15 protein-coding genes are annotated in these 14,459 nt (G+C 70.6%); 2 read left to right on the top strand and 13 right to left on the bottom strand.

Annotated elements, in window-relative coordinates; translation table 11 throughout:
• Positions 1-69 precede the first annotated feature (69 nt).
• From LX12_RS15110 to LX12_RS15080, 7 genes are all read right to left on the bottom strand, one after another.
• On the bottom strand, positions 70-171 hold the full coding sequence (locus LX12_RS15110; protein WP_003402602.1) for a 30S ribosomal protein bS22: 102 nt from the start codon (positions 169-171) through the stop codon (positions 70-72).
• Positions 172-427: 256 nt separating this feature from the next.
• Positions 428-676, bottom strand: a complete 249-nt coding sequence (locus LX12_RS15105) for a helix-turn-helix domain-containing protein (protein WP_253655399.1) — start codon at positions 674-676, stop codon at positions 428-430.
• Positions 677-872: 196 nt separating this feature from the next.
• Positions 873-1,709 (bottom strand): pyrroline-5-carboxylate reductase, encoded by an 837-nt coding sequence (gene proC, locus LX12_RS15100; RefSeq protein ID WP_253655398.1) that lies wholly within the window; start codon positions 1,707-1,709, stop codon positions 873-875.
• Positions 1,706-2,536 carry a thioesterase family protein gene (locus LX12_RS15095; protein WP_253655397.1) on the bottom strand — a complete coding sequence of 277 codons (831 nt, stop codon included), beginning with the start codon at positions 2,534-2,536 and terminating at the stop codon, positions 1,706-1,708. The genes proC and LX12_RS15095 overlap by 4 nt, the downstream gene beginning before the upstream one ends.
• On the bottom strand, positions 2,533-3,405 hold the full coding sequence (locus tag LX12_RS15090; RefSeq protein ID WP_253655396.1) for a sugar phosphate isomerase/epimerase family protein: 873 nt from the start codon (positions 3,403-3,405) through the stop codon (positions 2,533-2,535). The genes LX12_RS15095 and LX12_RS15090 overlap by 4 nt, the downstream gene beginning before the upstream one ends.
• A gap of 25 nt (positions 3,406-3,430) precedes the next feature.
• The gene (locus LX12_RS15085) at positions 3,431-4,939 is read right to left on the bottom strand and encodes an Rv0497 family membrane protein (RefSeq protein WP_253655395.1); all 1,509 of its coding nucleotides are present in this window, start codon (positions 4,937-4,939) and stop codon (positions 3,431-3,433) included.
• 50 nt (positions 4,940-4,989) lie between these two features.
• On the bottom strand, positions 4,990-5,967 hold the full coding sequence (locus LX12_RS15080; protein ID WP_253655394.1) for a Ppx/GppA family phosphatase: 978 nt from the start codon (positions 5,965-5,967) through the stop codon (positions 4,990-4,992).
• 80 nt (positions 5,968-6,047) lie between these two features.
• Here LX12_RS15080 and LX12_RS15075 point away from each other — a divergent pair, with 80 nt between their 5' ends.
• Positions 6,048-6,902, top strand: coding sequence for a DUF3109 family protein (locus LX12_RS15075; RefSeq protein WP_253655393.1), 855 nt, complete (start codon positions 6,048-6,050; stop codon positions 6,900-6,902).
• Between the two features lie 55 nt (positions 6,903-6,957).
• Here LX12_RS15075 and LX12_RS15070 read toward each other — a convergent pair whose 3' ends face one another.
• From LX12_RS15070 to LX12_RS15055, 4 genes are all read right to left on the bottom strand, one after another.
• Positions 6,958-7,647 carry a winged helix-turn-helix domain-containing protein gene (locus LX12_RS15070; RefSeq protein WP_253655392.1) on the bottom strand — a complete coding sequence of 230 codons (690 nt, stop codon included), beginning with the start codon at positions 7,645-7,647 and terminating at the stop codon, positions 6,958-6,960.
• Positions 7,644-9,095, bottom strand: coding sequence for a sensor histidine kinase (locus LX12_RS15065; RefSeq protein ID WP_253655391.1), 1,452 nt, complete (start codon positions 9,093-9,095; stop codon positions 7,644-7,646). The genes LX12_RS15070 and LX12_RS15065 overlap by 4 nt, the downstream gene beginning before the upstream one ends.
• A 162-nt stretch (positions 9,096-9,257) precedes the next feature.
• Positions 9,258-9,557: a GNAT family N-acetyltransferase gene (locus LX12_RS15060; RefSeq protein ID WP_253655390.1), complete on the bottom strand. Its 300-nt coding sequence runs from the start codon at positions 9,555-9,557 to the stop codon at positions 9,258-9,260.
• A 46-nt stretch (positions 9,558-9,603) separates the two neighbouring features.
• A complete protein-coding gene (locus LX12_RS15055; protein ID WP_253655389.1) occupies positions 9,604-10,371 on the bottom strand; it encodes a phosphoglyceromutase in 768 nt (255 codons plus the stop codon).
• 72 nt (positions 10,372-10,443) lie between these two features.
• Between LX12_RS15055 and LX12_RS15050 the strand changes: the two genes are divergently transcribed.
• A complete protein-coding gene (locus tag LX12_RS15050; protein WP_253655388.1) occupies positions 10,444-12,003 on the top strand; it encodes an MFS transporter in 1,560 nt (519 codons plus the stop codon).
• Positions 12,004-12,071: 68 nt separating this feature from the next.
• Here LX12_RS15050 and LX12_RS15045 read toward each other — a convergent pair whose 3' ends face one another.
• On the bottom strand, positions 12,072-13,688 hold the full coding sequence (locus LX12_RS15045; protein WP_253655387.1) for a 4-coumarate--CoA ligase family protein: 1,617 nt from the start codon (positions 13,686-13,688) through the stop codon (positions 12,072-12,074).
• A gap of 54 nt (positions 13,689-13,742) precedes the next feature.
• A complete protein-coding gene (locus tag LX12_RS15040) occupies positions 13,743-14,408 on the bottom strand; it encodes a type III secretion system chaperone family protein (RefSeq protein ID WP_253655386.1) in 666 nt (221 codons plus the stop codon).
• Between the last annotated feature and the right edge of the window lie 51 nt (positions 14,409-14,459).

The raw sequence follows: 14,459 nt of genomic DNA, 5'->3' as shown, positions 1-14,459 counted from the left end.
CGCGTGTGCGACGGGTCGGAGGGTGGTCGAACGATGTGCCGCCCGGGGACGTCCCGGTCGGCGGTCACATCACTTGCCGAGCTTGCGACGCTGCACCCGGGTGCGGCGGAGAAGCTTGCGGTGCTTCTTCTTCGACATGCGCTTGCGGCGCTTCTTGATCACTGACCCCATGGGGCACCTCACGTTCTCGCACGGGTGGACACGTACTCGGGCTCGTCGGACTCACGGCGCAGACGCGGGGCCCGCCCGGCGAACCGGACAGGCGCGCACCGGACCGGCGAGCGCAACAGTCGTCCAGGGTACTCCGGGGGTCAGGGCGCGACGAAATCCGCGGTGACCACGAGTGCAGGACAGCCCGATGGAGCCGGCGCCGAGGGCGAGATCAGCCGCGTCGGAGACGCCTGTCAGCCCGCGTCGGAGACGCCTGTCAGCCGACGTCGAAGTAGGAGTTCTCCAGGTAGTCGTGGACGGCCTTCGCGTGGACGCGGAAGGACCTGCCCACGCGCACGGCGGGGAGTTCGCCGTTGTGCACCAGGCGGTAGACGGTCATCTTGGACACGCGCATGAGGGACGCGACCTCCGCGACGGTGAGGAACTGCGTACCCGAACCGGCACTGTTCGCCGGCCCGGCGCCGGGGGCGCTGGGTCGGTCGCCAGGCGTGTTTGCAGGCGCCATGAAATTTTCGACCTCCGGTGCACGCGTCGCGGCCGCGGGCTTCCCCTCCCGCGGACACCAGACACGCACGTGCTCAGGGCAGCTTAGCGTGGCGCATGGGAAAGATGCGACGTGAGTGGGTGACCTTTTCGATATTTCTCGGTCATCTGGCCGATATATGCGTCCCGAGGCGTCCGACGGTCCCTGTCGGCGCCGGTCAGCCGTCGTTCTCGGCGCTCGGGGCCGCCGCGCGCAGGGCCGCGCTGGCACCCGCGTTGGCGCGAAGTGCCTCGTAGAACGCGTGCCGGAAACCGTGCGCCTCGAGCTCGCGGATGGCCTCGGCGGTGGTGCCCGCCGGGGACGTGACGGCCGCCCGCAGGTCGACCGGCGACAACCCCGAGTCGGTGAGCAGGACACCGGCGCCGCGGATCGTCTGCGCGGCGAGCAGGGTGGCGGTGGCACGGGTCAGACCGAGTCCCACACCCGCGTCGATCATCGCCTCGGCCATCAGGAACGCGTAGGCGGGCCCGGAACCGGAGACCGCGGTGACGGCGTCCATCTGCTTCTCGGCGATGACGATCACCTTGCCGACGGACTCGAGCAGCGTCGCGACGGTCGAGACGTGCTCGTCGGTCGCGTACCGACCACCGGTCACCGCCGACATCGCCTCGCCGACGAGCATCGGCGTGTTGGGCATGACCCGCACGACCGGCGCGCCCGCGGGCAGGGCGTCCTCGTAGTGCCGGGTCGACAGCCCGGCGACGAGGCTCACGGTCAACCGCTCCACCTCACCGGTGTCCTCGACACCGGAGATGATCTCGAGGACGCCGTCGACGTCGGCGGGCTTCACGGCGAGCACGACGATCGTCGCGCCCTCCACCGCGTCGGCGATGGCAGTGACGCGCACGCCGTACTCCTCGGTGAGTTCGGCGCCGCGAGCGGCGTTCTTCTCCGCGACGACGAGGTCACGCGTCGGGTGCCCCGACCGGACGAGCCCGGAGAGCAGCGCCTCGCCGATCTTGCCGCCGCCGACGATGGCGACCCGTGTGGTCATGCGTGTCCTTCCTCGGAGGGGACGAGTGCGAGCTGTCGCGACTGCGCGACGACGGCGCCGGTGGCGTCGACGATGAGATGGTCCTCCTCGAACCACCCTTGCCCGACCTCGGTGGTGGTGACCCGCGCACGCAGCCAGCCCTGTGCGGGTCGACGACGCAGGTAGGTGGTCATCTGCAGGGTGGGCGCCCAGCCGAACACACCGAGGTTCATCACGACGGGCATCGACAGGTCGCCGGTGAGGATCGCGAAGAAGCCGTCGGGGTCGCCGTCGACGGGCCGCGCCCAGAACCGCGTCTCGGGGGCACCGCGCTCCCCGACCATCACCGGCACCGAGGCACGGTCGTAGTACATGTCGACGGCCGCGCTGAGGTGCACGATGTCGGCGACGGGGGACCCGGCGACCGGCACCGCGTCGGCCGCGGGCTCGATCGGCATCGCCGACAGGATCTCCGGCACGCCGGCGTGACGCGGTGTGCCGTGATCGGGTTCGGCCAGCGTGATCACCGACCGGACGGCGTCGCGTCCGTCCTGGGCCACGACGACGTCGACCAGGCAGACGCGGCGGCCTCGTTTGACGACGGTCGCGCGCACGTCGACCTCGCGCGGTTCGGGGGCGCGCAGGTAGTCGCTGGAGATCGCGACGGGCACCATCGCGGGACGGTCGACGGCCGCGACGGCCGCGTGCGCGGTCACGACCTGCAAGGCGCCGCCGTGCACCTTGGGGCCGATGGTGAAGACGGGGTCGACGACGGTGGTGAAGGACATCTCGTCGCCGTCGCCGGATGTGCGCGACAGCGCACCGAGGTCGGTGACCGAGACGGTCACGGGCGGTCCCCTCTCACCGGTGTGACGTCGCGCGCGAGGTGTTCGCGGGCGAATGCGAGCGACCGGGCGAGGATCTCACTGCGTTCGGGTTTGGTCCGGGCCGACCCCGTCGACACCTCCAGCACGACGGCACCGTCGAAGTCGCTGTCGGCGAGACGTCGGCAGATCTCGACGCACGGCTGGTTCCCGTCGCCGGGGACGAGGTGTTCGTCGACGGCCGCGCCGATCCCGTCGGTGAGGTGCAGGTGGTTCAGCGACGATCCCATCCGCTCGAACATGGCGATCGCGTCGTGGCCGGCGGTGGCGGTGTGCGACAGGTCGAGCGTGTAGTGCGCGAAGCCGTCGTCAGTGGGGTCGATCGAGGTGCCGAACGCCGACACCGACGTGCCCGGGCCACCGCGCCGCGCCATGCGCTCGGCCGCCTCGGTGTACTTGCCGAACACCCGGTCGGCGCGAACGGGGAACATGTTCTCCACCGCGACGGCGACGTCGCTGCGCTCCTCGAGTTCGGCGACGGTCTCGGCGAACCCCTTCACGTAGCGACGCTGCCACCGGAACGGGGGGTGCACGACGACGGTGGCCGCGCCGAGCTGCGCGGCGGCGTCGACCGATCGGCCGAGCTTCGCGATCGGGTCACGCCCCCACACGCGCTGCGAGATCAGCAGGCACGGCGCGTGGACGCTGAGCACGGGCACGGCGTACCGGTCGGACAGATAGGCGACGTGGTCGATGTCCTGGCTGACCGACTCGCCCCACACCATCAGCTCGACACCGTCGAACCCGAGTTCGTTGGCGTACTGGAACGCGGCCTCGGTGTTCTGCGGGTACACCGACGCGGTCGACAGACCGATCGGGATGTCGACCCTCATCGGCGGTGTCCCCCCACGCGCATCGTCAGCTCCCCGACGCGAGCAGCGCCAGGGGGCCGATGGTGACGACGAGCCCGACCGCGAGCGCGATCAACGTCGACACCAGGTCCGAGCTCCGCCGGACGACGTGCACGAACGTCACCAGCCCGAAGATCACCACGACGGCGAGCACGAGCGCGAAGTAGACGTTCCAGCGCCACAGCTCGGTGAAGCCGAGGAAGAGGCCCACGCCGACGACGAGTCCCGCGATCACCTGCAGGCCCAGCGTCGCCCACTGCCGGGCGGGGGACGGACCCTCGGCGTCTGCGGTTGCCGACGGCGCGGTGGCGGCGTCGTCCGCGGGGGTCGCGTCGGCGCCGCGCCACGCGGGACGGACGGTGTCGCGACGCTGCGCATCGTCGAGGTCGACGACGCCGGTGTCGGCGCGGCTGTCGTCACGCGCGTCGTCGGCGGCGAAGCGGGTGGTCCACGGCAGGTCGTCGTCGCGCGCGGCGGTCTCGCGCGGCGCGTCGTCGGCGTCCGGTCGGTCCGACCATGCCTGTGCGCCCCACGCCGGCTGTGAGACGTCGGTCAGCTCGGTCGGGGTGTCGTCGCGCACGTCGAGGCGACCGTCGTCGCGGGAGGCCTCCGCCGGACGCGACAGCAGCTCGGTGTGGGCGATGGACGACTCGTCCTCGGCGGGTGACGCGGTCTGGTCGTCGGTGCGGGACCGGCGCAGCGCGCCGAACAGCCCGCGGCGCTTGCGCGGTGTCTCCTCCTCGACGTCGACGTCGTCGAAGTTGCGGTAGCTCTCGAACGCGCGGTCGCGCTCCTCGGGCGAGAGCCCGGCGAAGTCGTCGTCGGCGGCGGGCTCGGCACGGAACCGCGGGATGATGCCGGTGACCTCGTCCGATTGCTCGGGGTCCGACCGCGCGGGGTCCGACCGCTCGGGCTCGGCAGGACGCGCGAACCGCGCGTGCACGTCGGCGCTGTTCAGGTCGCGGGTGGCCGGCGGCTGACCGGGGTGCGACGGCGTCGGCGTCGACCACGCCTGGCCCGCCGCCCAGGACGGTGCCGGGGACTCCGACCGCGGGAACCGGTCGTCGGGGCCTGGGGCGGTGGGTCGGTCGGACCGCGGGAACGTCGACGACCGCGGCGCCTCACCCACGTACGGGTCGTCGGGGACGAACGACGACTCGGCCGCGAGCTCACCCGTCGACGGCGCGGCCTCGGTGAGGTCCTCGTCGACGGTCGGTGCGGGGGCGTCGGGGGCGCGTCGCCGGCCGGTGGTGGGCGCGGCGGTGTCCCGCGGGGCCGCGGCCTCCTCGGGGTCGATGGCACGGAACGACCCGGAGTGCGCGCCGCCGCGGATGCGCGGGATCTCGCCGGTCAGCTCGGCGACGGAGACGCCGCCGTCCCCGGCACGACGCCGACGACCCGCCGGGCGGGACTCGTCGGAGGTGTCGGGCGCACCGCCGTCGGACTCGGCGGCACGGCGCGCGAGCAGCTCCGCGACCGAGATCGGCCGCGATTCCGGGTCGGTGTCTCTCGCCATCGGTGTCCTCTGCTCTCGTCGGTGGTCGCGATCGGTGGCGCGCGCCGTGTCTAGCCCGGGCTCGGCACCGACGGGCGGGGAGCCAGCAACGCGTCGGTCGCGGTGGGTTCGGCATCCAGCCGGCGCAGGATCACACCCTCCCGCAGTGCCCACGGACAGATCTCCAGGGTATCGACCCCCATCGCGCGCATCGACGCCTCCGCCACCAGCGCGCCGGCGACGAGTTGCCCGGCCCGGTCCTCGCTGACGCCCTCCAACTCGGCACGGTCGGGGGTGGACATGCGGGAGATGAACGCGATCAACTGACGCAGGCCGCTGCTGGTCAGGGTGCGTTTCACCCGAGGCCCGGCGCTCGACGGTGCCGCGCCGGTGAGCCGCGCGAGCGACCGGAACGTCTTCGACGTGCCGACCGCGAGATCGGGGACGCCGGCGTCGGCCATGGCCTTGGCGGTCTCGGCGAGTTCGGCGTCGAGCCAGTCGCGCAGCACCGCGACGCGACGCTTGCCGGGCGGGTCCTCCGCGAGCCACTCGCGGGTGAGTCGGCCCGCGCCCAGAGGCAGCGACACCGCGACGTCGGGGTCCTCGTCGACGCCGTTGCTGAGCTCCAGCGACCCGCCGCCGATGTCGAGGGCGAGGATGCGGCCGGCGCTCCAGCCGTACCAGCGCCGCACCGCGAGCGACGTCAACCGCGCCTCGTCGGTCCCCGACAGCACCTGCACACGGACGCCGGTCGTGTCGGCGACGGCGTCGAGCACGGCGTCGCAGTTGGTGGCGTCGCGGACCGCCGACGTCGCGAACGCCATCACCTGCTCGCACCCGGAGGTGCGGGCGATGGCGGTGAACTCGTCGACCGCCTCGGTGAGGGCGGTGGCACCGGACGCGGACAACTCGCCCGAGGAGCCGATCTGTTCGGCCAGGCGCAGCGTCGACTTCGTGGAACTCATCGGCGTCGGGTGCCCACCGCGATGCGCATCGACCACCAGCAGGTGGACGGTGTTGCTGCCCACGTCGAGCACTCCGAGTCGCACGGGGACAACCTACTGCCTCGTGTTCCGGCTCGGGTGGAGGGCGACGCGCACCCGCACTGCGGCGACTAGCGTTGTCGTCCGTGACTGCTCGTGACGGCACGTCGGCTGCTCCGACGCCCGAGGTCCCGCTCGACTTCCCGCGCGAATGGGTCGAGTTCTTCGATCCCGCCGACCCCGAACACATGATCAGCGCCGACCTGACGTGGCTTCTTTCTCACTGGACGTGCGTCTTCGGCACGCCTGCGTGTCACGGGATCATCGAGGGCCGTCCGGACGACGGGTGTTGCAACCACGGGGCGTATCTATCCGACAAGGACGACAGGAAGCGCCTCGCGCACGGGATGTCGATGCTCACCCCCGACGACTGGCAGTTCCACGCCAAGGGATCCGGCAAGGACCCGCTCGGCAAGCGGGGCTATCTCGAGGAGGGCGACCTCGACGACGAGCCGGCCCTCAAGACGCGAGTCCACAAGGGCGCCTGCATCTTCCTCAACCGTCCCGGCTTCGCCGGCGGCGTCGGATGCGCGTTGCACGCGATGGCGTTGCGGCGCGGACTCGAGCCGCTGACGGTCAAGCCCGACGTGTGCTGGCAGCTGCCGGTGCGTCGCGAACAGGACTGGGTCGAGCGGCCCGACGGCACGCAGATCCTCAAGACGACGATCACCGAGTACGACCGTCGCGGGTGGGGCGAGGGCGGCCACGATCTGGCCTGGTACTGCTCGGGATCCCCCGACGCGCACGTCGGCGCGGACCCGGTCTGGAAGTCCTACGCCCCCGAACTCACCGAGCTGATCGGCGCCGAGGCATACGAGGAACTCGCCCGCATCTGCCGTCGCCGTGCGGGTCTCGGCATCGTCGCGGTCCACCCCGCCACCGCCGCCGCCACCGGTCGACGCGAGACCGACATCAAGTACGAGGAACTCGCCCCCGAGTAGAGGGATCCGTAGCAGTTCTTCCCGCTGAGCGGGAAGAACTGCTACGGACGGCCGCTCAGAACTCGAGTTTGTAGCCCAGTCCGCGGACGGTGACGAGGTGCTTCGGGTTGCCCGGGTCCTCCTCGATCTTCGACCGCAGACGCTTCACGTGGACGTCGAGGGTCTTGGTGTCGCCGACGTAGTCCGCACCCCACACCCGATCGATGAGCTGCCCGCGGGTGAGCACGCGACCGGCGTTGCGGAGCAGGTACTCCAGTAGGTCGAACTCCTTCAGCGGCAACGTGATCGACGATCCGCGGACCGCGACGGTGTGCCGGTCGACGTCCATCGACACCGGACCCGCCTCGAGGAGACCGCCGTCGTCGTCGACCTCGTCGGCGGTGTCGGAACCGCGACGCAGCACCGCGCGGATGCGGGCGATCAGCTCGCGCGCCGAGTACGGCTTGGTGACGTAGTCGTCGGCGCCGAGCTCGAGGCCGACCACCTTGTCGATCTCGCTGTCGCGGGCGGTCACCATGATCACCGGCACGCTCGACTTCGTCCGCAGCGCCTTGCACACCTCCGTGCCCGACGCGCCGGGCAGCATCAGGTCGAGCAGGACGATGTCCGGGGCGACGCGGTCGAACTCGCTGAGCGCGCGGGTGCCGTCGTTGACGACGGTGGTCTCGAAGCCCTCCTTGCGCAGCAGGAACGCCAGCGGGTCGGCGAGGGACTCCTCGTCTTCGACGATCAGGACGTGCGTCACCGGTTGATTTCCTTCGTCTCGAGAACCCGGGGTTCCGGGTTCGTCCGGGGCGGATGGGTGGTGCGTGGGGGCGCGGGTCGGGTCGCGGTGCGGCCCGACGGGGTGGTCGCCGCGTCGGCGGGGACACGGGCCTGCGGGATGGCGAGGGTGAACGTGGACCCGGTGCCCGGCCGGCTCCACAGCGTGATGGCACCGTCGTGGTTGGCGGCGACGTGTTTGACGATGGCCAGTCCCAGCCCGGTGCCGCCTGTCGCCCGCGACCGTGCCTTGTCGACGCGGAAGAACCGCTCGAAGACGCGCTGCTGGTCGCGCGGGGCGATGCCGATCCCGCGGTCGGTCACGGCGATCGCCACCATCGGACGGTCGGTGGGGGTGGCCGTCGCGCCGGGGATCGTCGGCGCGGGGAGGCGGTCGGTGATGACGCGGCGACTGACCGACACCCGCGTGTTGGCCGGCGAGTACGCGATCGCGTTGGCGATGAGGTTGTTCAGCGCGGTGAGCAGCAGGGTGCGGTCGCCGCGGACGAACAGCCCGCTGGGCGGGTCGGTGTCGAGGGTGATCCCCGCGGCCTCGGCGCCCACCTGAGCGCGGTGCACGGCCTCGTCGATGAGCTCGTCGACGGAGACGTCGTCGATCTCGTGCAGCTTCTCCGCGCCCTGCAGCCGCGACAGCGCGATGAGCTCGTTGACCATGTTGCCCATCCGCACCGACTCGGTGATGACGCGCTCGCCGAAGTGCCGGACCGCCTCGGGGTCGTCCTCCGACTCGAGCAGCGCCTCGGTGAGCAGCCCGATCGCACCCACGGGCGTCTTCAGCTCGTGGGAGACGTTGGCGACGAAGTCGCGACGGGTGGCCTCCAGGCGCATGTTGTCGGAGTCGTCGGTGCCGTAGACGACGGCGTACCGCTCGGTCCCGTCGGTGACGAGTCGCACGAGGCATCGCACCGCGACGGGCGGGACGATGGCGCGGGCCGTCGAGACGAAACCGTTCACCGGCGGCGTGGGCACCAGTTCGACGTCGGCGTCCTCGCCGGACTCCAGCACGACCGACGCCGTCCGCCACACCTCGTCGTCGAGGAGACCCGACGACACCAGGCCCAGCGCCGTCGCCCGCCCGTTGAACAGCACGACGTCGCGGTGCTCGTCGACGACGGCGATCCCGGTGTCGGTGCTCTGCACGATCATCGCGAGCAGCGCGGCCTTCGACATCCGCCCGTCGACGGTCTCGTTCCCGTGCTCGAGGAGGACCTCGGGACGTTCGTCGGCGAGCGACGCGTCCGTCCCGTCGTCACCGACGGCGGCGGGCCCCAGGTTCGACGCCGCGCGCAGCGTCGCGGCCCGGCGGGACTCCGCGCCCGACCTGCGCCGGCCGAGGACCCAGCCGGTCGCGGCGGCCACCGCGATCAGCAGCACCGCGACCACGACGACGACCGCGAGAGCGACGCTCACGGGGTCGCCCCGGGGTCACCGGCGACGCGGGTGGGGCGGGCGGACACACCGACAGGATGGACGAGGCCGGTCATCCGTAACAAGCCGGGTGTGCCCAGTTGGGGCGCTGTTCACCGGGATTTCGTCCACCGCACCCTTGCGGCCGACATCCGGGTGCGACGGTCAGGCGGCGGCGACCATCGCGGAGTAGGCGGGGTTGTCGGCGATGAACTTCTGCACGAACGAGCAGACGGGGACCACCTTGCGGCCGCTCTGGGCGATGTCGTCGAGCACGTGACGGACCAGCTGGGCACCGATGCCGTGGTGGGCGTGACGCTCGAACACGACGGTGTGGGTGATGACGACCTGGCCGTCACGCGGTTGGTAGTCAACGAAACCGACGAGCTCGTCGTCGATGAATGCTTCATATCGCTCTTGGGACAGCGAATGAACAACGCGTGCAAGAACTGTGACGTCGGCCATACACAACGATAGCCCCGTCGGCACGACGGCGACAGAGGATGAAGCGCTACTGGGATTTCGGAGCGGCTCCCGCCGCGGAACCCTGCGCCGCGACCGCGGCGGCACCCGCGGCGGCGGCCTCGGGGTCGAGGTACTCGCCCTTGCGGACCGGCTTCAGGTCCTCGTCGAGGTCGTAGCGCAGCGGGTTGCCCGTCGGGATGTTGAGGCCCGCGATGTCGGCGTCGGAGATGTCCTCGAGGTACTTCACCAGAGCCCTCAGCGAGTTGCCGTGCGCGGCGACGAGGACCGTCTTGCCCGCCCGGAGGTCCGCGGCGATCGTCTCGGTGAAGTACGGGATCATCCGCGCGACGACGTCCTTCAGGCACTCGGTCAGCGGGACCTCGGCGAGGTCGGCGTACCGCGGGTCGTCGGACTGGCTGTACTCCGCGTCCTTCTCGATCGGCGGCGGCGGGGTGTCGTAGCTGCGGCGCCACAGCATGAACTGCTCGTCGCCGTATTTCTCCTTGGTCGCCGCCTTGTCGAGACCCTGCAGCGCGCCGTAGTGACGCTCGTTCAGGCGCCAGTCGCGGGTGACCGGGATCCAGTGGCGGTCGGCGGCGTCAAGGGCGATCTGTGCGGTGCTGATAGCGCGACGCAGCAGGGAGGTGTACAGCACGTCGGGCAGGAGATCGTGCTCGACGAGGAGCTCCCCGGCGCGCTTCGCCTCGGCACGACCCTTGTCGGTGAGGGCGACGTCCACCCAGCCGGTGAACTGGTTCGACTCGTTCCACGTGCTCTCGCCGTGGCGCATCAGGATCAGCGTGCCGGTTGCCATGGCGGACAGTGTTTCACACGTCACCCTCGCCCGAATTGCTTGCATTGTGCCATTACGTGCATCATGCAAGTAATGAGTACCTTGCGGCTCCAGCCCTCCCGCACGCCCTCACCGACGATGCTCATCGCGGTGCTGTGTTTCGGCGGGCTCCTCGCCTCCTACATGCAGACGCTCGTGGTCCCGATCGTCGGGCTGCTGCCGTCCTACCTGCACACCTCCGCCGACAACGCGTCGTGGGTCATCACCGCGACGTTGCTCGCGGCGGCGGTCGTCATGCCCATCGCCGGCCGCATCGCCGACATGTTCGGCAAGCGCTCGGTGATCCTCGCCAGCATCGCGCTGATGGTGATCGGGTCGGTCGTCAGCGCCACCTTCGACTCGCTCATCCCGGTGATCGTCGGGCGCGGTCTGCAGGGCCTGGCGATGGGTGTCATCCCCGTCGGCATCAGCCTCCTGCGCGACGAGCTGCCCCCGGCCCGCATCCCCGGGGCCATCGCCACCATGAGCGCGACGCTCGGCGTCGGTGGCGCGATCGGGCTGCCGATCGCGGCGTGGATCTCGCAGAACTACAGCTGGCACGTCCTGTTCTGGACCTCGGCGGCCCTCGGGACCGTGGTGTTCCTGCTCGTGCTGACGCTCGTCCGCGAGTCGCCCGCCCGGTCGGGCGGCACGTTCGACGCCGTCGGCGCGGCCGGTCTCACCGTCGCCCTGGTCTGCCTGCTGTTGGCGCTCAGCAAGGGCCGGTCGTGGGGGTGGACGAGCGGTCTCACCCTCGGTCTGACCGCCGCCGGTCTCGTGGTGTTCGCCGTGTGGGTCGTCTACGAGCTGCGCGCGACCTCGCCGATGGTGAACATCCGCACCTCGATCATCCCGCGCGTCGCCATCACCAACCTCGTGTCCATCGTCATCGGGTTCGCCCTGATGGGCATCAGCCTGGCCGCTCCCCAGCTGCTGCAGCTGCCGCACATCCCGCGCGTCCTCGACTACGGCATGGGCCAGAGCATCATCGAGGCGGGCCTGTGGATGGCTCCGGGCGGTCTGATGATGATGTTCCTGTCCCCGGTCTCGGCGCGGCTGAACGTCTCCATCGGGCCGAAGTTCACGCTGTTCATCGGGACCCTCGTCATCGGCGCGGGCTACGCGCTGGCGATCGCGTTCGCCGCGTCGCCGTGGGAGGTCGCGCTCGCCGTGATCGTGACCAGCTCGGGTGTGGGCATCGCCTACTCCGCGATGCCGTCGCTGATCATGTCGGCGGTGCCGCTCAGCGAGACCGCGTCGGCGAACGGACTGAACTCGCTCATGCGGTCCGTCGGCACCTCGATCGCGTCGGCACTGCTGGCGACGATCCTGGCCAGCTCCACCGTGAGCATCGGACAGACCGCGGTCCCCGACCGCTCGGCGTTCCAGATGGTGTTCATCGTCGGCGCGATCGCCTCGCTCGTCGCCGCCGCGCTGATCCTGCTCATCCCGGGTGACGCGAAGAAGAACCTGCCCGGACAGCAGCCCGTCGACCTGGCGGAGAACAAGGACCGTCCCGACGAGTCCGTCGCCGAGGAGATCCTCGACGGCGAGCTGCGCGCCGACGGGACCCCGGTCCCCGGCCGTCACCACGCACCCGCCACACGGGCCTGACCACCTCCTGACACACGAACGCCCGCTCCCGGATCATCCGGGGCGGGCGTTCGTCGTCGTGCGGGGCGTCAGGCCTTGGTGCGGAGGTCCTTGCGGAGGATCTTCCCCGCGGCCGACTTCGGCACGGCCTCGATGAACTCGACCTGACGGACCTTCTTGTACGGCGCGACCTTGTCGGCGACGAAGGCCATCACCTCGTCGGCGCTGATCTCGGCGTCGGGCTGCTTCACGACGAACGCCTTCGGCACCTCCTCGCCGGACTCGGTGTCGGTGACACCGATGACCGCGGCGTCGGCGATCTGCGGATGGCTGAGCAGCAACGCCTCCAGCTCGGCGGGCGGCACCTGGTAGCCCTTGTACTTGATGAGCTCCTTGAGCCGGTCGACGATGAAGACGCAGCCCGTCGGGTCGACCTGGGCCAGGTCACCGGTGTGCAGGAACCCGTCGGCGTCGATGGTCTCGGCCGTCGCGGCGTCGTTGTTCAGGTAGCCCTTCATCACGTTGGGGCCCTTGAACCACAGCTCGCCGGTCTCGCTGAGACCGTCGGACGGCAGCGGGATCTCCTCCCCCGTCGCCGGGTCGACGAGCTTGCTCTCGGCGTTCGGCACGGTCCAGCCCGACGAGCTGAGCTCGGCGTCGTGGCCGGCGATGGCCTTCCCTCCGTCGAACGGGATGACGTGGCTGACCGGGCTGAGCTCACTCATCCCGTAGCCCTGCACCATCCGGCAGCCGATCCGCTTCTCGACGGCGTGACCGAGCTCGGCGTCGAGCGGGGCCGCACCCGACATCACCGTGTGCAGCGACGACAGGTCGTACTTCTCGACGAGCGGGTGCTTGGCCAGCGCGACCGCGACCGGCGGCGCGATGAAGCCGTAGGTGCACTTCTCGGTGGCGATGTTGTCGAGGAACTCCGGCAGGTCGAACCGCGGCATGATGACCAGGCTCGCCCGCGCGTGCAGCGCCGCGTTGAGCAGCACCGTCATCCCGTAGATGTGGAAGAACGGCAGCACGGCCAGGATCACGTCGTCGGCCTGCATGCCCTGCAACGGCCGGATCTGGCAGACGTTCGACACCAGGTTGCGGTGGGTGAGCATGACGCCCTTGGGGTTCGCCGTGGTGCCCGAGCTGTAGGGCAGCACCGCGATGTGCGTCGACGGGTCGAACGACACGTCCGGGGCCGGGTGGTTCGGGCCGAGCAGGTCGGCGGCGTTCGGGTGACCCGACGCGGCCTCGCCCTCTCCGTCGAGGATGATCAGCCGGTCCTTGGCGAGCCCCAACTGCTCGACTGCGGCCTTCGCGCCGTCGGCGAGGACGCTGACGGTCACGAGCATCGACGCCTTCGCGTCGGTCAACTGCTTGGCGATGTCGTTGGGGGTGAACAGCGCGTTGATCGTCGTCGCGGTCGCACCCGACCGCAGGATCCCGTGGAACGCGATCGCGAACGCCGAGGAGTTCGGCGACAGCAGCCCGACGACGTCCCCGACCGCGATCCCGCGATCGGCGAGCGCCCCGGCGAAGGCGTCGACCCGGGCGATCAGGTCGCGGTAGGTCGTCGTCGCCTTCTCCGGCTTGGTGTCGACGAGGGCCGGCCGGTCGAGGTCGGCCTCCTCGATCCCGCCGAACAGGTAGTCGTAGACGCTGGAGTCGGGGATCGTGACGTCGGGGTGCGGGCTCGCGAAGCTCATGCGCATGACCCTAACAACGCGCGGTGGCGTGACGACGTGGTTCCTCGACGACTCTCAGCTGTCCGATTCGTCGGGGTCCGCCGCGCGACCCTCGACGGGCGGATCCCCCTGTGCCAGAGCGGTCACCGACTGCTCCGGCGCGCTGTCGGCGGGGCCGATGGTGGGCAGGTTCTCCTTGTCGATGAGGTGCTCGAAGGCGAGCAGGTTGCGCAGCGACTCCCCGCGCGACACACGCCAGGCCCACTCGCGACGGATCGACGTGTAGAAGCCGATCTCGAGGAGGGTGTTGAAGTCGCCGTCGGCGGCCTCGAGCACCTGCCCGAGCACCCGGTCGAGCTCACCGGGGCTGACCGACTCCGCCGACATCCGGCCGACGAGGTAGATGTCGCCGATGTTGTCGATCGTGTACGCGACGCCGTACAGGCGCCGGTTCCGCTTCAGCAGGAACTTGTAGACGCCCTCGTGGTTCTCGTCGGGGCGACGGCAGACGAACGCCTCGATGCGCACGCCCGGCTTCCCGACCGTCAGCAACACCGTGGTCTTGAGCTTCCGCTCACCGGGCAGCTCGATCACGATGTGCTCGGTGTCCGAGCCACCGGTCTGCTTGAGCGCGAACTCGATCCCGCGCTCGTCGAGCGCCTTCTGGATCGCGTCGGACTGTTCGACGATGCGCGGGGGACGCCGCGTGCCGTGCAGGTGCGGATCGACCGACTGGGTCATGTCGTGCTCCTCTTCTCGTCGAGTGCCGTCTCGCGATGTGCAGCGACGGCG

Source organism: Williamsia serinedens, assembly GCF_024171725.1.
GTDB classification, from domain to species: domain Bacteria; phylum Actinomycetota; class Actinomycetes; order Mycobacteriales; family Mycobacteriaceae; genus Williamsia_A; species Williamsia_A serinedens.
The sequence above is the reverse complement of the archived record's forward strand: the minus strand, read 5'-3'. Positions and strand labels throughout refer to the sequence as shown.